At 73.9% G+C, this 17976-nt stretch carries 15 protein-coding genes; 7 read left to right on the top strand and 8 right to left on the bottom strand.

What is annotated here, in order from left to right; genetic code table 11:
• Positions 1-63 precede the first annotated feature (63 nt).
• The 5 genes from AC1VWI_RS08500 to AC1VWI_RS08480 all read right to left on the bottom strand — a co-directional run bounded on the left by AC1VWI_RS08500 (position 64) and on the right by AC1VWI_RS08480 (position 5471).
• Positions 64-1134, bottom strand: a complete 1071-nt coding sequence (locus AC1VWI_RS08500; RefSeq protein ID WP_499510334.1) for a hypothetical protein — start codon at positions 1132-1134, stop codon at positions 64-66.
• 31 nt (positions 1135-1165) lie between these two features.
• Entirely contained in the window at positions 1166-2119 is a 954-nt protein-coding gene (locus tag AC1VWI_RS08495) for a cytochrome c oxidase assembly protein (protein ID WP_499510333.1), read from the bottom strand.
• 140 nt (positions 2120-2259) lie between these two features.
• On the bottom strand, positions 2260-3285 hold the full coding sequence (locus AC1VWI_RS08490) for a 6-phosphofructokinase (RefSeq protein WP_499510332.1): 1026 nt from the start codon (positions 3283-3285) through the stop codon (positions 2260-2262).
• A gap of 187 nt (positions 3286-3472) precedes the next feature.
• Entirely contained in the window at positions 3473-4201 is a 729-nt protein-coding gene (locus tag AC1VWI_RS08485) for a type 1 glutamine amidotransferase (protein ID WP_018561605.1), read from the bottom strand.
• 31 nt (positions 4202-4232) lie between these two features.
• On the bottom strand, positions 4233-5471 hold the full coding sequence (locus AC1VWI_RS08480) for a MurT ligase domain-containing protein (protein ID WP_499510331.1): 1239 nt from the start codon (positions 5469-5471) through the stop codon (positions 4233-4235).
• Between the two features lie 163 nt (positions 5472-5634).
• Between AC1VWI_RS08480 and def the strand changes: the two genes are divergently transcribed.
• Positions 5635-6183 carry a peptide deformylase gene (gene def, locus AC1VWI_RS08475; protein ID WP_499510330.1) on the top strand — a complete coding sequence of 183 codons (549 nt, stop codon included), beginning with the start codon at positions 5635-5637 and terminating at the stop codon, positions 6181-6183.
• Here the strand turns inward: def and AC1VWI_RS08470 are convergent.
• Positions 6180-6830 (bottom strand): TetR/AcrR family transcriptional regulator, encoded by a 651-nt coding sequence (locus AC1VWI_RS08470; protein WP_499510329.1) that lies wholly within the window; start codon positions 6828-6830, stop codon positions 6180-6182. The two genes, def and AC1VWI_RS08470, sit on opposite strands and share 4 nt — an antisense overlap.
• Positions 6831-6957: 127 nt before the next feature.
• On the opposite strand from AC1VWI_RS08470, the gene AC1VWI_RS08465 reads away from it, so the two are divergent.
• On the top strand, positions 6958-8181 hold the full coding sequence (locus tag AC1VWI_RS08465) for an acyl-CoA dehydrogenase family protein (protein ID WP_499510328.1): 1224 nt from the start codon (positions 6958-6960) through the stop codon (positions 8179-8181).
• Between the two features lie 304 nt (positions 8182-8485).
• On the opposite strand, the gene AC1VWI_RS08460 is transcribed toward AC1VWI_RS08465, so the two are convergent.
• A complete protein-coding gene (locus AC1VWI_RS08460; protein ID WP_499510327.1) occupies positions 8486-10564 on the bottom strand; it encodes an FUSC family protein in 2079 nt (692 codons plus the stop codon).
• A gap of 88 nt (positions 10565-10652) precedes the next feature.
• Between AC1VWI_RS08460 and AC1VWI_RS08455 the strand changes: the two genes are divergently transcribed.
• From AC1VWI_RS08455 to gnd, 5 genes are all read left to right on the top strand, one after another.
• On the top strand, positions 10653-10844 hold the full coding sequence (locus AC1VWI_RS08455; RefSeq protein ID WP_499510326.1) for a hypothetical protein: 192 nt from the start codon (positions 10653-10655) through the stop codon (positions 10842-10844).
• A 290-nt stretch (positions 10845-11134) separates the two neighbouring features.
• Positions 11135-11659: a winged helix-turn-helix domain-containing protein gene (locus tag AC1VWI_RS08450; RefSeq protein ID WP_499510325.1), complete on the top strand. Its 525-nt coding sequence runs from the start codon at positions 11135-11137 to the stop codon at positions 11657-11659.
• Positions 11660-11835: 176 nt separating this feature from the next.
• Positions 11836-13953, top strand: coding sequence for an ATP-binding SpoIIE family protein phosphatase (locus AC1VWI_RS08445; protein ID WP_499510324.1), 2118 nt, complete (start codon positions 11836-11838; stop codon positions 13951-13953).
• Positions 13954-14119: 166 nt separating this feature from the next.
• The gene (locus AC1VWI_RS08440) at positions 14120-14743 is read left to right on the top strand and encodes an SRPBCC family protein (protein ID WP_499510323.1); all 624 of its coding nucleotides are present in this window, start codon (positions 14120-14122) and stop codon (positions 14741-14743) included.
• A gap of 93 nt (positions 14744-14836) precedes the next feature.
• Positions 14837-16276, top strand: coding sequence for an NADP-dependent phosphogluconate dehydrogenase (gnd, locus tag AC1VWI_RS08435; protein ID WP_499510322.1), 1440 nt, complete (start codon positions 14837-14839; stop codon positions 16274-16276).
• A 45-nt stretch (positions 16277-16321) separates the two neighbouring features.
• Here the strand turns inward: gnd and AC1VWI_RS08430 are convergent, their stop codons facing one another.
• Positions 16322-17950, bottom strand: coding sequence for an ATP-binding SpoIIE family protein phosphatase (locus AC1VWI_RS08430; RefSeq protein WP_499510321.1), 1629 nt, complete (start codon positions 17948-17950; stop codon positions 16322-16324).
• Positions 17951-17976 lie beyond the last annotated feature (26 nt).

Genomic DNA, 17976 nt, shown 5'->3' with positions numbered 1-17976 from the left:
TCCTCCCCGGGGGCCGCGCGGCGGCGGCCCGGACTCCATGGTCCCGCCGCCGCCCGCCGTGCGCTACCAGTCGCCGTCGGTGACCTGACCCTCGTCCCCCAGCTGCTGCACCTGACCCGGGTGCGGCGCCACCCACGGCGACTCGTCCTCGCCGAGCCAGTCGCCGACCGGCTTCACCTGGGTGAGCGTGCCGGGCGCCGCCAGGTCCTCGGCGTCGGCGTCGTAGTAGTCGAACCAGGGCAGTCCGGCGGCGGTGTACGCGGCGCGGTTGACCGGGGAGGGGGGAGCCGGCTCGCCGGTGATGCGGCGCCATTCCGGCACCGTCGTCAGGTGGACGTAGACCCGGCCCGAGGGCTTCGCGCGCCAGTCCGAGGGCTTGCGGTCGTCGCGGTAGACCTCCTGCCGCATGCGGCCGCCGGCGCCCAGCCCCATGGAGACCGGGGACCGTCCCACGCCCGCCGCCCGGCGCGCGGCGCCCCCCGGACGCGGGACGCCCCCCGGGGCCGGCGGAGGGGCGGCCGCCGGGGCGGCCATCGGCATCGCCCCCGGGGCGCCGCCGTAGCCGCCGAAGGCCGCGCGACGCGTGCTCTCCCGGCGCCGCTGCTCCGCCCGCCACGCCGCCAACTGCTCCTCGCCGAGTTCGGACACCTGCAACTGCACCCCGCCCCAGACCTCCTCGCCGGTGACCTGGCCCTCGACGGTCGCGCCCAGGCCCAGGGGCACGGCCACGAACTGCCGGATCGTCCCGGAGCCCGAGTTGATGCCGTCCAGCCACGGCTGGCGCGGCAGCACCACATAGTTCTGCGGGTCCTGCGACAGCCGGTCGCTCCACGGCCGCCCCGACACCGCGCACACCTTGCCGACGCCCACCTGGAGCGCGGCCGGCGCGGAGGCCGAGAAGCTGAGCCACATGGCCTCGCGCTGGTAGACGGGCAGCATGACCCCGCCCCGCGCGAGCCATTCCTGCGGGGCGGTGTCGGGGTGGTCCGAGACCCGGCGCAGCGGGAAGGTGCCGATCCCGGGTGGGAGCGGATGCGTCCCCGTCTCCGGCAGCCGCAGGGTGCGCATGAAGCGCACCGTGACACCGCCCGGCAACTGCAGCGCGTCGCCCGATATCCGTACCTGGTCGCCCATCGCGGGCCTCCCTTCGCGGCGGGCGGCCCCGTCAGCCGCGACCCCGTGCCTCCAAGGATGCCAAGTACGCGTTGTAGGCTGCCAGTTCCGCGTCGCCGTCGCGGTCCGCGGCGCGGTCCTTACGACGCGCCTGGCGCTGGTCGGAGGTGTACCACTGGATCAGCAGCGCCACGAGGACGATCACCGACGGGATCTCGCTGAACGCCCATGCGATGCCGCCGGCCGCGGTCTGGTCGTCCAGCGCGTCGATCCCCAGCGAGGCGGACGGGTGCTTGAAGGCGCCGATCATCGGCTCGCTCGCCATCATCAGGGCGATGCCGAAGAAGGCGTGGAACGGCATCCCGGCGAACAGTTCGAGGATGCGCAGCACATGGCTCGGCCGGTTCGGTCCCGGGTCCACGCCCATGATCGGCCAGAAGAACACCAGGCCCACCGCGAGGAAGTGGACCATCATCGCGATGTGCCCGGTCCGGCTGCCCATCAGGGTGTCGAACAGCGGGGTGAAGTAGAGCCCGTACAGGCTGGCGATGAACAGCGGGATGGTGAACGCCGGATGCGTGATCACCCGCAGGTAGCGGCTGTGCAGCAGCGCCACCAGCAGCTCCCGCGGGCCCTTGCGGCCGCGTCCCGCCGTCGGCAGCGCCCGCAGCGTCAGGGTCACCGGGGCGCCCAGCAGCAGGAGGATGGGGGAGACCATGCTGACGACCATGTGCTGCACCATGTGGACGCTGAACATGACCATGCCGTAGTCGTTCAGCGCGGTGCACATCACCAGGGCGATGGACAGCACGCCGGCGACGAAGGCGACGATCCGTCCGGCCGGCCAGCGGTCGCCGCGCCGCAGCAGTCGTACGACACCCCAGCCGTAGAGCGCGAGCGCGAGCAGACAGCCGGCCAGGAAGACCGGATCCCCGCTGAACTCGAGCCCCCGGCCGAGGGTGAACGGCGGGAGCTCCGCCGTCATCCCGTGTCCGCCGTGGTCCATCCGTCACTCTCCTGTCGTGCCTGCCGCACGCACCGCGCCGTCGGCAATGTGCCGGTTGGGGCGGGTGCGCCCGCACCAGACTAGAACCGCCCCCGGTCGCGCTCGCGACCGGGGGCGGTTCGAGGAGTGTGATCAGTGCGTCACAGCACGCACTCGGCCTCGACGTAGCGCTCGGCGGGGACGGTCTTGAGGTGTTCGACGGCGGTGGCCAGGGGCACCAGCGTGATGTCGGTGCCGCGCAGCGCCGTCATCATGCCGAAGTCGCCGTTGTGCGCGGCCTCGACCGCGTGCCAGCCGAAGCGGGTGGCCAGCACCCGGTCGTAGGCGGTGGGGGTGCCGCCGCGCTGCACGTGGCCGAGGATGACCGGGCGGGCCTCCTTGCCCAGCCGCTCCTCCAGCTCGATCGAGAGCCGGGTGGCGATGCCGGTGAAGCGCTCGTGGCCGTAGACGTCCTTGACGCCCGACTCGAACTCCATCGTGCCCTCGCGCGGCTTCGCGCCCTCGGAGACCACGACGATCGCGAACTTCTTGCCCGCGGAGAAGCGCTCGCCGACCCGCTGGGTCAGCTCCGCGACGTCGAAGGGGCGCTCCGGCACGACGATCGCGTGCGCGCCGGCCGCCATGCCGGAGTGCAGGGCGATCCAGCCGGTGTGGCGGCCCATGACCTCGACGATGAGCACGCGCTGGTGCGATTCGGCGGTGGTCTTCAGGCGGTCCAGCGCCTCGGTGGCCACCGTCACGGCGGTGTCGAAGCCGAAGGTGACGTCGGTGGAGGCGATGTCGTTGTCGATCGTCTTGGGCACGCCCACGATCGGCAGCCCGTTGTCGGACAGCAGCCGGGCGGCCTTGAGGGTGCCCTCGCCGCCGATCGGGATGATCGCGTCGAGACCCAGGTCGGCGACGTGGCCCTTGGCCCGCTCGACGCCGTCCCGCAGGTGCTCGGGGCGGACCCGCGAGGAGCCGAGGATGGTGCCGCCACGGGCCAGGATGCCACCGACCGCGTCGAGGTCGAGCTTGCGGTAGTCGCACTCGAGGAGGCCCTTCCACCCGTCGTGGAAACCTATGACCTCGTCCCCGTGGTCGACGACCGCGCGGTGCACGACCGACCGGATGACGGCGTTGAGGCCGGGGCAGTCGCCGCCGCTCGTCAGCACACCAATACGCATTTGCTCGTTACTCCTGAAAGATCGATCCGGGCGCCGGACGCCGTCGTCCGGATGGACCCGCGGCGACGCGCACCGCTGCTCACTACGTTATCGAGCCGGGCGCGGGCGGCGGAAACGCCGCCCGCACTGCGGACACAACCCGGCCCTGGCCCCGTTTCCCCCGGTCGGCCCCGCGACGTTGCGGACCTCAGGCCGGCTGGGACGCCGCCGCGATGCGCTCCGCGCGCAGCGCCTCGTACCACTGGTCGTCGACCGGCGGCAGCGCCCTGACGTCCATCGCCAGCTTGATCAGCATGTCCGCGATCTGCGGGTTCCGGGCCATGACGGGGCCGTGCATGTAGGTGCCGAAGACGGTCTCGTTGTACGCGCCCTCGGTGCCGTCGCCGGTGCCGTTGCCGTTGCCGAAGCGGGTCCGCGCCAGGGGGCGGGCGTTCTTGCCGACGTGCGTGACGCCCTGGTGGTTCTCGAAGCCGGTCAGCGGCGGCAGGCCGAGCGCGGGGTCGATGTCGGCCAGCACGTCGCCGACGCAGCGTTCGCCCTCGCCGCGGACGCTCACGACGTCCAGCAGGCCCAGGCCCGGTTCGGGACGGCCGAGGTCGTTGACGAACTCGTGGCCGATGATCTGGTAGCCGGCGCACACCGAGAAGACGATGGCGCCGTTGTCGACCGCGCGGTTCAGCCCGCCGTCGCGGCGCAGCCGCTCGGCGGCCAGCCGCTGCGGGCGGTCCTCGCCGCCGCCGATGAGGTAGATGTCACCGGAGGTCGGGATCGGCTGGTCGGACCGTACGTCGATCCGGGTGACCGGCACCCGCCGCTGGCGGGCCCGGCGCTCGGTGACCAGGACGTTGCCCTGGTCGCCGTAGGTGCTCAGCAGGTCGGGGTAGACCCACACCAGACGCAGGCTGGAGTCGCTCACAGCGTGTTCTCCTGTCGAAACGGGTCTTCGGTCAGTTGCCGACGCGGCGGCGCAGGTCCTGGAAGGCGGTGTAGTTGGCGATGGCCTCGATCCGGCCGGCCGGCGAGGTGCGCACCGCCTCGTCGAAGTCCTGGCACACCTCGAACTGCAGCCCCGCCACCTCGAGCCGGACCGCGAGGTCCAGCTTGCGATCGCCGATGACCCGGATCGGGTGCCCGGCCAGGCGGGTGTAGTCCACGTCCCACAGCCAGGAGGTGTCCGTGCCGTCGGCCCCGCGGGCGTTCACCGAGAGGATCACCGGGGTGGGCGGGCCGTCGATCAGCGAGAAGGTCTCCAGCCAGCCGGCCGGGTTCTTCGCCAGCAGCAGCCGTACGTCGCGGTCCTGGAAGGACACCACGTCGTAGCGGCCGGCGACGGCCTGCACCTTGTACATCCGCTCCAGGGCGACCTTGGGGTCGACCCCGAACGCGGCCGCCGCGGCGGCCGACACGGCGGCGTTGGACTTGTTGGCGCGGCCGGGCAGCTGGAGCTGGATCGGCCATGCGGACCCGTACGGGTCGATCACGTGGTCGCCGGACAGCGCCCAGGTCGGCGTCGGGCGGCGGAAACCGCACTCGCCGCAGAACCAGTCCTCGGCCGGCCGCTGCAGGACACCGCCGCAGGAGGGGCAGGACCAGGCGTCGTCCTTCCACTCCTGGCCCGCCGCGACCCAGACGACGGTCGGGCACGAGGAGGCGGCCCAGGTGATCAGCGGGTCGTCGGCGTTGGCGATGATGATGGCGTCCGAGCCGGCCAGGCCTTCGCGCCACTTCTCGGCGAGCATGCGGGTCTCGGCGGCGCGGTCCAGCTGGTCCCGGGAGAGGTTGAGCAGGGCGATGGCCTTGGGCTTGACGTCACGGGCGACGCCGGCCAGGTACTTCTCGTCGACCTCGATCACGCCGTAGCGGGCCTCGGAGCCGCCGGCGAGCGCCGAGGTGATGCCGGCGGGCATGTTGGCGCCCAGGGCGTTGGAGACGACCTCGCCGTTGGCGCGCAGCGCCTCGGCGAGCAGCCTCGTCGTGGTGGTCTTGCCGTTGGTGGCCGAAACGAGCACGACGTCGAGATGGGTCGCGAGCCGGGCCAGCAGATCAGGGTCGAGTTTCAGGGCGACCCGGCCGCCGATCACCGATCCGCTGCCGCGCCCCGCCGCACGCGACACTGCCGCCGCGGCCTTGCCCGCCGTCACGGCCAGCTTCGCCCGCGGCGACAGTGGCTCCGCATTGCCTGCCATCGTCTCCACATCCTCCTCGCGTCCGGCCCCGCTCACCTCCCCGGCCGTCGGGCCGGAGTGCGTGCCCCGGGCCGTTGCACCGGCCGGAAGGCATCGGTCGCCGATCAGCCTATCCACTTCCCCCACCGGCGCTGAAACGAGCCGCCCCCGTACGCTGGCCCGCATGCCACACGCCCCCATCCCCGGCAGCTCCGGGACCGTCCGCCCGATGCGGCTGCTGGGTGACCCCGGGCTCCGGGAGCCCTGCCGCGACGTGACCGTCTTCGACGCCGAACTCGCGCGCCTCGTCGAGGACTTGTTCGCCACGATGTACGCGCACGACGGGGTGGGGCTGGCCGCGAACCAGATCGGCGTGCCGCTGCGGGTGTTCGTCTTCGACTGCCCGGACGACGAGGACGTCCGGCACCTCGGGTACGTGGTCAACCCCCGCGTCGTGCACAACGAAGGGGTCGTGGTGACCGGCGAGGAGGGCTGCCTGTCGCTGCCGGGCGTCCACGCGGGCACCGCCCGGCACGACGAGACCGTCGTCGAGGGCGTCGGCACCGACGGCGCCCCGCTGCGCGTGGAGGGCACCGGCTTCTTCGCCCGCTGCCTCCAGCACGAGTGCGACCACCTCGGCGGCGGCCTGTTCGTCGACCGGCTCACCGGCCTGCGCCGCCACCGCGCCCTGCGCGCCGTCCGCCGGGCCCCCTGGGCGCCCGACAGTACCTAGAGACGCGGCGCGCCCGGGCGGTCGCCCACGGCGGCGAGGCGGCCCCAGAGCAGGTCCGCGAGGTGGCGGACGAGGACGTCACGGGCGACGGGGCGCTCGCCCAGCCACCAGTCCCCGGCCGCGTGCATCATGCCGACGATGCCGTGGCCCCAGACCCGGGCCGCCACCTGACCCTCCGGGCCGAGGTCGAGGCGCTCGGCGATGACGTCGGCCAGTTCCTCGCCCATGCGGCGCAGCACGGGGGCGGAGTGGCGGCCGATGTCGAAACCGCGGTCGGGGTCCGCGGTGCTCTCGGCGGGGTGCATCAGGAAGCGGTAGACCTGCGGCCGGGCCTCGATTGCAGAGAGGTAGGCGTCGAGGGTGGCCTCCACGCGGTCGCGGCGCTCGTTGGGGGCGTCGAGGGCGGCCCGCAGGTTGGCGAGCAGGGCGTCGGTGTGCCGCTTGGCCAGGGCTCGGTAAAGCCCGCTCTTGTCGCCGAAGTGACGGTACAGAATGGGCTTGGTGATGCCCGCCTCGGCGGCGATGGCGTTCATGGACGCCTCGGGGCCGTCCCGCAGCACGACGCGGTCCGCGGCCTCGAGCAGCTCCCTGCGCCGCTCCTCCGCCGCGGACGGCGTCCGCCGCTCCTGCCGCTGGCTGGTGTCCACCCGAGCCTCCCCGCCCGTTCGAATTTCCTCGCGCCTGCGCAACGTAACACCCCTCGTCCGGTTGACATCCCTTACCAGCCGGTAACACACTGGCGTTACCGCAAGTAACAAGCACGTGGAGGGGACGATGGGCGACTTCTCGCTCGAGCTCAACGACGACCAGAAATCGGTGCGCGACTGGATCCACGGCTTCGCGGCCGACGTCATGCGCCCGGCTGCGGCGGAGTGGGACGAGCGCGAGGAGACGCCCTGGCCGGTGATCCAGGAGGCCGCGAAGATCGGACTCTACTCGCTCGACTTCTACGCCCAGCAGTACTTCGACCCGACCGGCCTCGGCATCCCGATCGCCATGGAGGAGCTCTTCTGGGGTGACGCGGGCATCGGCCTGTCCATCGTCGGCACCGGCCTGGCCGCCGTCGGCGTCCTGGCCAACGGCACCGAGGAGCAGATCGGCACCTGGATCCCCCAGATGTACGGTGACGTCAACGACGTGAAGGTCGCCGCCTTCTGCTCCTCCGAGCCCGACGCGGGCTCCGACGTCGGCTCGATGCGCACCACCGCCGTGTACGACGAGGCCAAGGACGAGTGGGTGCTGACCGGCACCAAGACCTGGGCGACCAACGGCGGCATAGCCAACGTCCACGTCGTCGTCGCCGTCGTCGACCCGGAGCTCGGCTCCAAGGGCCACGCCTCCTTCATCGTGCCGCCGGGCACCCCCGGACTCTCCCAGGGGCAGAAGTTCAAGAAGCACGGCATCCGCGCCTCGCACACCGCCGAGGTCGTGCTGGACGACGTCCGCATCCCGGGGAGTTGCCTGCTCGGCGGCAAGGAGAAGCTCGACGAGCGCCTCGCCAGGGCCCGCGAGCGGGCCAAGGGCGGCGAGCGCGTGAAGAACGCCGCCATGGCGACGTTCGAGGCCTCCCGGCCGGCCGTCGGCGCGATGGCGGTGGGCACCGCCCGCGCCGCGTACGAGGTCGCCCTCGACTACGCCACGACCCGCACCCAGTTCGGCCGGCCCATCATCGACAACCAGGGCGTCGCCTTCCAGTTGGCCGACATGCGCACCCGGATCGACGCGGCCCGCCTGCTGGTCTGGCGCGCCTCCTGGATGGCGATCTCGGGCAAGCCCTTCACCTCGGCCGAGGGCTCGATGTCCAAGCTGTACGCGAGCGAGACGGCGAAGAAGGTCACCGCCCAGGCCATCCAGATCCTCGGCGGCAACGGCTTCACCCGTGAGTACCCGGTGGAGCGCATGCACCGCGACGCCGCCATTTATACGATCTTCGAGGGCACGAGCGAGATCCAGCGCCTCGTCATCGCCCGCACCCTGTCGGGCATGCCGATCCGCTGACGCCCGGCCCGCTCACGCCGCCGTCCCGGTCAGCCCGGCCGCCCGCTCGGCGATCGCGAGGACGGCGGCGTCGGTGTTCGCCGAGCAGGCGGCACGTCCCGACCGGGTGGAAGGACGTGCCGGCGTGCAGCCGCAGGAACGGCCGCAACTCGTCGGCTCCGTGGACGGCCGGACCCGGCAACCCCTCCCCGCCGCGGCGCCGACCGCACGGACGATGAGCAGCCCGGTCGGCATCCGGTCCACGTCCCGCTCGCCGGCGGCGCGGCCCCCGGGCGGGCCCTACCCGAAACCCGCCGGGGAGGCGTCAGCGGCGGCGGGAGGGGCGGGTGCGGGGGCGGGGGCGGAGGGCGGTTTCGAGGTCGTCGAGGGTTTCCATGAGCAGTTCGGCGCTGCGGCGGACGATGCGGTCGGCGTCGGAGGGGGGCCATGCGTCGAGCGTGGCGCGGACGGGGGCGAAGTCCGGGGGGCGCCGTTCGCGGACGGCGGTGGCGGCGTCCGCGGTGGCCGTGCGCAGGTGCAGGGCGAAGGGGGCTGCGTCCGGGACCGGGTCGGCGTCGGGGGCCGGGAGGTGGGCCTCCATGAGCATGGGGACGCGGCCCATGGCCGACAGGGCCGCGTCGGCGCCGTCGGCGGTGCGGCGGGACAGGCCGCGGCCGCGCACGGGTTCGGCGTCGGCGCGGGCGACCGCCTGGTCCCAGGCGAGCGCGGCCGCGCGGGCGTCCAGCAGGGCCGCGCGCACCTCCTCGCGCCGTCCCCGGGCGGGGGCGGCATGGGCCTCCATCGCGGCGGCGGCGTACCGCCCGGTGGCCTTGATGCGGTCGGCCAGCCGGTTCCGCAGCCGGGGGGTCTCCCAGGCCGGGAAGAGCGCGTACGCGGCCATCGCCAGCATCCCGCCGAGCAGCGTGAGGAGCACGCGGTCGGGCACCGTCTGCGTCCAGCTGGAGCCGGCCATGCCGAGCAGGAAGACCACGTACGCCGACGCGGCCACCTGGGAGACCAGGTAGCCGGTGCGCAGGAGGCCGTACATCAGGGCGACCGACACCACGGCCAGCACGGCGCAGGGGTAGGGCCCCGGGGCGAAGGACTGCATCACGGCGGTCGCCACGGTGACGCCCGCGAGGGTGCCGATGAAGCGGGCCACGCTGCGGCCGTACGTCTGGGAGAAGTCGGGCCGCATCACCAGCACCGAGGTCAGGGGCGCCCAGTAGCCGTGCCCGAGCGGCAGGGCCACGCCCAGGGCGTAGCCCGCGGGGGTGACGGCGGCCAGCCGGACGGCGTGCCGGAAGACGGGCGAGTCGAAACGGGCCTCGCGCCGTACGGTGCGCGTGGCGAGCGGCAGGAGTTCGGCCACGCTGGGGCGACGCAGGTGGGCGGTGTCGCTGCTCACCGAGCCGCCGCGGCCGGTGGCGGAGGAGACCGCCTCGCTGAGCAGCGCGACGAGCCGCAGCGCGGTGCGCCGGGCGGGCCCGGTCAGCCGCTCCTCCGGCACGGGGTCGACGAGCACCACGGAGTCCGCCTCCGGCGGTACGCGCACCGGCTGGGCCTCCCGTACCGCGCGCGCCACCGCGTCCAGCACGGAGGCCGCCGCGGCCAGCAGCTCGCGGGCCCGGTCGCGCTCCGGACCCTCGGCGGCGGCGCCGACCGCGGGATCGGCGAGCGAGGCCAGCACGGGACGGATGCGCTCGGCCAGCACCCGTTTGCCGCGCAGCGCGGCCGGGCGCCGCCGCGCCTGCCGGTCGGTGATGACGGCGGCGTTGCGCGCGGTCATCAGCGGCTGGGGGTCGAACGGTGCCACCGGGTCGTGCCGCAGCCGGCGTGCGTAGTCCGCCTCCGCCGCGAAGGCGTCGGCCAGCGCGTCGCGCTGCCGGCCCCAGCGGCGCACCGGGAACAGCACGATCAGCCCCGCCTGCACGACCCCGCCCGCCGCGATGACCAGCGCGTGGCCGAAGGCGCCCAGCACGGAGGTCGGCAGGGTGATCACGACCAGCATGACGGCGACGGTGAGGGACGAGACGATGCCCGCGGTGGGCCCCAGCGCCCAGGCCATGCCCGCCAGGAACGCCCAGACCGCCAGCAGCACCACGAACACCCACCAGTGCGCCCCCGCCAGGTAGCCCAGGAAGGTGCTGACGGCGAGGCCGGTACCGGCGACCAGCGCCAGCACCGGCCGGGGCCGCCAGCTGCGCTGGAAGGTGGCCATGCCGGAGGCGAAGGCGCCGAAGGCCGAGGACGCGGCCACCGAGGGGCCGGCCAGCCACAGCGAGAGGCCGATGACGACGGCGACGCCCGCGGCGGCGCGCAGCGCGACGAGCGGTTCCAGCCCGGCGCGCTCGATCCGCAGCCCTTCGCGGGCGCTGCGGCGCAGGGCGCGCAACCAGGTCATGAGGCTGAGGATAGGACGGGTAGGACGAGGAGGGCCGGGTAAGCGCAGCGCAAGATCCGTTCCGGCGAGTCCCAGGAGGCAGACCGCCATGACCGCCCCAGCACGCCGGGCCACCGTGCCGCCCGTGCCGCCCGCCCCGAGCCCGGTGCCGCCCTTCCCGCCCGACCCCGTACCGCCCGCCCCGCATCCGGTCCCCGGACCGACCCCCGACCCCGTGCCCGCGCCGCCCCCGCAGCCGGAGCCCGAGCCCGAACCCCAGCCGGCGCCGCAACCTCTGTAATGCCTGGTCAGGGCCGTGAAGTGAGCCATCGCTGTCCCGGTGGGCGTCGCGTCTGGTTCAATGGGTGCCATGGCCAGCCTCACTGACACCGCGACAGGTCGCAGCGACCTCGAGCCGTTCTGGCCGTCCAGGCAGGAGTACCAGTTCGACCGGGAGTGTTGTCGCGCGGTCCCCGCGCGGACCCCGGCCCACAGCTGACGCCGTCCCCCGGTCGCCGCCCGCTGCCGGCCTCCCGGCGGTCCCGCGCAATACGTCGTCCCACGACCCTTCGCGCGAGAGCCGAGACCTCCATGTCCTCCAGCACCCAGTCCTTGCCCCTGCCCGCCGTGAACCGTCAGCACCTGCGCGCCGTCCGCTCCGGCGACGTCCCGCCGGTGCCGGACTTCCTCCCGCCCGGCGCGACCTGGCTGCCCGCCCCCGGCCACCTGATGCCCGCGGGCGTCGGCGGGCCGCCGATGGTCGGCTACCTCGTCCTCGTCCCCGTCGAGGGGCAGCCGGTGCCCCCGTCCCCGGCATCCGCCGACCTGCCGGTCACCGTCGACGGCGAGCGCCGCGTCGCCCAGGTGCGCGGCCGCGCACTCGACCTCACCTACCTGGAGTTCGAGCTGCTCGCCCACCTGGTGGCGCACCCGCACCGCGTGCACACCCGCGACCAGCTCGTCACCACGGTCTGGGGGTACGGCCACGTCGGGGACGGACGCACCGTCGACGTCCACATCGCCCGGCTGCGCCGCAAGCTCGGCCCCGAACACCGCGGCAGCATCGTCACCGTGCGCCGGGTCGGCTACAAGTACGCGCCGCCGGCGGCCCGCTGAGCCGTCCGGCGGACGGCGGAGGGGGGCCGGGCGGCCTCCGGGAGCGTTCCCGGAACCGGCGGAAACCCGGCTCTCCCACAGGTCCCGTCTGTAGCATGTCCCCCTACCGGACTATGGGTACGCTGCCACCGTTCCGGTGCGGCTCGACGCAGCGGGGAGCAGGTCCGGAGGGCGTGATGGCTGAGTCTCGGGAGTGGGTGCCCCCTGCGCCCGCGACGGTCGCCTGGCCGGCTCCCGCCGCCGCCCACATGTCGCTCAACGACGTCGGCGGCTTCGACTGGGACCTCGACCGCGACCGCATGCACCTCGACGAACACGCCCTGCGGACCGTCGACCTGCGCCCGCAGGACTTCGACGGCGACCCGAAGGCGCTGTTCTCCCGGCTGGCGCCGGACGAGGCCGGCGACGTCAACCGAACGATCACCCAGGCCCTCGGCGAGGGCCACTCCTCCTTCCGCGCCTTCAGCCGGCTCACCCGGCGCGACGGCCGCCGTGGCTGGATCCGTTTCCAGGGCCGCATCGTCCGCGACGGCACCGGCCGGGCGAACCGGGTGATCGGCATCGTCAGCGACGCCACCGACGAACTCGCCCAGGCGGCGGAGTGCCTGCGCGCGGACGAGGAGCACCCGACCGAGAGCAACCTGGTCATGGAGGTCACCGCGTCGCTGGCCCGGGCCGTGACCGTGCGCGACGTGACCGCGGCCCTCACCGGGAACCCCAGGATGGACCGGCTCGGCATAGCCAGCCTCTTCCTCGGCCAGGTCGAGGCCGGCCGGGTCCACGTGGTGAGCGACGCCAAGGCCAGCAGTTGGGTGCCGTCGCTGCAGTACACCCGGATCGAGGACGAGTTCCCGATGAGCGAGGTGGTACGGACCCTCGTCCCGCGCTTCATCACCTCCGGCGAGGAGTTCGCCCGGCGCTACCCCAAGTTGTGGCCGCACATCGAGCCGCTCGGCGCCTCCGCCGCCGCGTACCTCCCGCTGATCGCCCAGGGCCAGCCCATCGGCGCCCTGGGCCTGCTCTACCGGCACAAGCAGGGTTTCTCCCCGCAGGAGCGCCACCTGCTGATCGCGCTCAGCGGCAGCATCGCGCAGAGCCTGCAGCGCGCCATCCTCTTCGACCAGGAGCACGACATCGCGCAGGGTCTGCAGACCGCGATGCTGCCCCGCACCATCCCGCGCATCCCCGGCACCGAGATAGCGGTGCGCTACCGCTCCGCGCGGCTGGCCCGGGACATCGGCGGCGACTGGTACGACGTCGTGGCGATGCCCGGCGGCCGGGTCGCCGTCATCATCGGCGACGTCCAGGGCCACGACACCCACGCCACGGCCGTCATGGGCCAGTTGCGGATCGCCTTGCGGGCCTACGCCGGCGAGGGCCACCCGCCCGCCAGCGTCATGGCGCGGGCCTCGGCCTTCCTGTACGAGCTCGACACCGACCGGTTCGCCACCTGCCTGTACGCGCAGGTCGACCCGGCCACCGGGTCCGCCCTGCTGGTGCGGGCGGGCCACATCGACCCGCTGGTCCGGCAGTCCGACGGCACCGTGAGCGTGCTGCCCACCGCGGGCGGACTGCCGCTGGGCCTGTCCGCCCAGTTCGGCAGGCCGGACTACCCGGTCACCCCCGCCGAACTCGGTCCCGGCGACACCCTCCTGATGTTCAGTGACGGACTCGTCGAGCGGCCCGGCGCCGACCTCGACGACGGGGTGCGGCGGCTGTCCGGGGCGCTGGGCGAAGGCCCGCGCGAGGTCGGGGACCTCGCCGACCACCTCACTGCCGTCATGGGCGAGCAGGCCACCGACGACGACATGGCCCTGCTGCTGCTCCGGCGCGACAGCGACGCCTCCCCGCACCCGCCGCACCGGCTGCACCGGCACATCGCCCCCGGCGACCCCAAGGCCCTGTCCGAGGCCCGGGCCACGGTCCGTGACGCCATGGCGGGCTGGGGCCTGAGCGACCGGGTGGACGAGGCCGAACTCGCCGCCGGCGAGCTGATCACCAATGCGCTGGTGCACACCGACGGCGGCGCCCTGCTCACCCTGCGCATGCTTCCCGACGCGTCCCTGGCCCACGCCATGCCGGACGCCACCCGGCGGCTGCGCATCGAGGTGCACGACCTCGCGGCGAACTGGCCGCGCCGTCGCCGCCCCGGCGACGGCGAGGTGTCCGGGCGCGGTCTGCTGCTGGTCGACCGGCTCGCCGACGCGTGGGGTGTGGAGCCGCACGGTTCGGGCAAGGCAGTGTGGTGCGAATTCCGCGACCGCAGGAGCGGTTCGGAGCCCCTCGGGCACTGACGGTGAGGGTCCGCCGGCATACCGTTCGCGCCGGTCACGCACCCTGGATTCACCCGGACGGCTCACCCGCCACGACACACCGCCCGATTGGACGCAGGCTGTCGGTGAGGAGCCAAGAAGCCACTCTGCTCACATGCTGGCCGCGCCGGCACCGGGGAGGTCTGCGATGCCGACGGTGTCTACGAGCGTGATCGTCACCCGTACCGTGGAAGAGGTCTTCACCTTCCTTGCCGACGCCCGCAACCTCGCGTCGTGGAACTCCGGTATCGCCGCCGTGGCGGCGGACGCCGTACCCCCCGGCGAGCGGGCCGTCTACCGTTACCACTATCCGGGCCGCCACCGGGAGCACCGGCTGGAGTGCTCGGTCTACCAGCCCTGCCGGCGGATCGCCTACCGCGGCCGGCGGATGTGGAGCCCGCTGGGCACCCAGACGCCCGAGTTCGCGTTCCGGATGCTGCCGCACTCGCGGGGCGCGTTCGTCCAGCTCCAGGTCACCTGCCAGCTCGGCGGCGGCATGCTGCTGCTGAGCCCCTTCCTGGGCTGGGCCTGGCGCCGCGACCTCCCGGAGGACGCGCGCCGGCTGCGCGAGGCCCTCGGCGACCACCCCGTGGCGCCGCCCGTGCTGCCGCCTCCGCCACCACCACCCGCGGCGGTGGGACCGCTCAGGGCGGCCCAGGCCCGGGCACCGGCGGCCGAGGTCGTCGGAGCCGTTCCCGCGCCGCCGGCCAGGGGGCTGCGCCGTGCGGTGGCCCGTGTAGCAGGTCAGGGCCGGATCGGCACGGGCAGCTGACGGATCCGCTGGAATCCCGGCCGCCCGGCCGGTTCGCTGACAGGCTGGACGCCGTACGTGCCCCCCGCACCACAGCACAGAGAGGAACCGCAGATGGCGGAGCAGGCCCGCATCGGCGTCACCGGACTCGCGGTCATGGGCCGCAACCTGGCCCGGAACCTCGCGCGGCACGGCCACCCGGTGGCCCTGTACAACCGCACCCCGGCCAGGACGCGCTCCCTCGTGGAGGAGTTCGGCGGCGAGGGCGAGTTCCATCCGGCGGAGTCCCTCAAGGAGTTCGTCGACTCACTCGAACGGCCCCGGCGCATCATCATCATGGTCAAGGCCGGTGCCCCCACCGACGCCGTGATCGACGAGCTGGTGCCGCTGCTGGAGCCCGGCGACATGGTCGTCGACGGCGGCAACGCCGACTACCGCGACACCCGGCGCCGGGAGAAGGCGCTGCGCGAACAGGGTCTGCACTTCGTCGGCACCGGGATCTCCGGCGGCGAGGAGGGCGCCCTCAACGGTCCCTCGATCATGCCGGGCGGCTCCGTGGAGTCGTACGAGTCGCTCGGCCCGATCCTCGAGGACATCGCCGCCAAGGTCGACGGGGTGCCGTGCTGCACCCACGTGGGCCCGGACGGTGCCGGGCACTTCGTCAAGATGGTCCACAACGGCATCGAGTACTCCGACATGCAGCTCATCGCCGAGGCCTACGACCTGCTGCGGCACGCCGCGGGCAAGCGGCCGGGCGAGATCGCGGAGATCTTCCGCACCTGGAACTCCGGCCGCCTGGAGTCGTACCTCGTCGAGATCACCGCGGAGGTGCTGGCCCACACGGACGCCGACACCGGCAAGCCGTTCGTCGACGTGGTGCTGGACCAGGCCGGCCAGAAGGGCACCGGCAGCTGGACGGTGCAGAACGCCCTGGAGTTCGGCGTCCCCGTCTCCGGCATCGCCGAGGCGGTCTTCGCACGGTCGCTGTCCGGCAGCGCGGAGCTGAGGGCCGCCTCGCGCGGGCTGCCCGGACCGGCGGAGACCTGGCTGGACAGCGCTGCGGGCGACCGCTTCGCGGACGACGTCGAGCAGGCGCTGTACGCCTCCAAGATCGTCGCCTACGCCCAGGGGTTCAACCTGATCCAGGCGGGCAGCAACGAGTTCGGCTGGGACATCGACGCGGGCTCGATGGCGACGATCTGGCGCGGCGGCTGCATCATCCGGGCGCGCTTCCTCAACCGCATCAAGGAGGCGTTCGACTCCGAGCCGGGCCGTCCCACCCTGCTGACCGACGCGCACTTCGCCGAGGCCCTCGGCAACGCGCAGGCGGCATGGCGGCGGGTCGTCTCCACGGCGGCACAACTCGGCGTGCCCGCACCGGGGTTCTCCGCGGCGCTGGCGTACTACGACGCCCTGCGGGCGGAGCGGCTGCCCGCCGCGCTCATCCAGGGGCAGCGCGACTTCTTCGGGGCCCACACCTACAAGCGGGTCGACAAGCCCGGCTCCTTCCACACGCTCTGGGGCGGCGACCGCTCGGAGAACCCGGCCGACTGACGCCGGCCGACACCCGATGTCGCGTGGGCCCGGCCCCGGCCGGGTCTACGCGGCGACCGGCGGGGTGATCACCTGCTCCGCCCAGACCGTCTTGCCCGTCTCCGTGTAGCGGGTGCCCTGGGCGTCGGTGAGCTGGGCGACGATGGACAGCCCCCGGCCGTCCTGGTCGCTGGGCGCCGCGTGGCGCGGGTGCGGGGCGGCGCTGCAGGAGTCCGACACCTCGCAGACCAGGACCCGGTCGCGGATGATCCGCAGCCGGATCGGGCCCGTGGAGTACCGGATGGCGTTGGTGACGAGTTCGCTGACGACCAGCGTGGTGGTGAAGGACAGTTCCGGGAGCTTCCAGTCCGCCAGCAGCCGGTCCGTCCAGGCCCGTGCCTCCGCCACCGCCGCGGGGTCGTTGGACACCTCGCGGGTGGCGACGTCGCCGGCGTCCAGGGCGCGGGTGCGGGCGGCGAGGAGCACCGGCTCCGAGCCGGGTGCCGCGGTGCGCAGGACGCCGTCCAGCACCGTCGCCGGGTCGGTGATCTCCTGGCCGCCGGCGGGCAGCACTCGCAGCCCGGTGACCTGGCCGGCGCCCTCCGAGCCGACGGGGAGCCCGTCCGTGCCGCAGCTCAGCAGCAGCACGCTGCCGGGCGGCACGTCGCACTCGGTGACCTCCGGCTCGCCGGGCACGGGAGCGTCCTCCTCCTCTTCCTCCGCCGCCTCCAGGGGCGTGGCGGGCAGCGCTTGGGCGGGGTAGCCGCCGCACGCCACGGTGCAGCGGCAGGCCACCGGGTCGTAGACGACGATCAGGCACCGGTCGGCCTCGTCGGCGACGGGGGTCGCGGTGGGCCGGTGGAGCCGGGAGATGACCTCGCCCGGGCTCATGTCGAGCAGGATCAGCGCCCGGACCGCGGCCTTGAGCTGGCTCATCGCCGTCGCCGCGGGGACGCCCTGCCCGCGTACCGAACCGGTCACCAGGGCCACCCGGGCGCTGGGCAGCGGGATGACGTCCACCCAGGCCCCCGGGGCCGCGGCCGGCGGCAGGTGCCCCCGGGGGTCCTCGATCGCGTTGACCCGCGGGCCCTGCGGCGCCAGCAGGGCCTGCTGCAGGATCCGTCCGGCGGCGTTCTGGACCAGGCGCCGGCGGGCACCGTCCAGCAACCGGGCGGCCCTGTGGGCCAGACGACCGGCCGCCATCAGGTCGGCCCGGGAGAAGGCGGGGGAGCCCGTCGTCCGGTAGAAGGCCGCGACCCCCAGGACGACACCGCCGACGTCCAGCGGCATCACGAGCAGGGAGTGCGTGCCGGTGATCCGCAGCAGGGGGGCGCGCACCGGGTCGCGGGCGAGCCACCCCGTCTGCGGGCGGAGGTTCATCACCAGGTGCGGCCGCAGGTCGGTCAGCGACGCGTGGTACGGAGTCCTGGGCGGCAGGCTGCTGACGTCGCCGACCTCGTAGGCGCGCGGGACCGCGGTGCCCCGGGCCGCCCGGAAGGCCCCCCGGCGGAAGGTGAGTCCGGTGGCGGGCAGTCCGGAGATGGCGGCCTGCTCCGAGACGGTGGCGTCCGAGACCTCGACGGCGGCGAAGTCGGCCACGGTCGGCACGGCTGAATCCACGAGCTGCTGGGCTGCGTCGTAGGACCACGGCCGGTCCACAGGGTCGGCCTGGGGCGGGAGGGTGGCACAGAGCATGACGGTCGCCTCGGGTGAGGTCGGGG

This window comes from Streptomyces sp. TOM-9 (genome assembly GCF_056858595.1).
The sequence above is the reverse complement of the archived record's forward strand: the minus strand, read 5'-3'. Positions and strand labels throughout refer to the sequence as shown.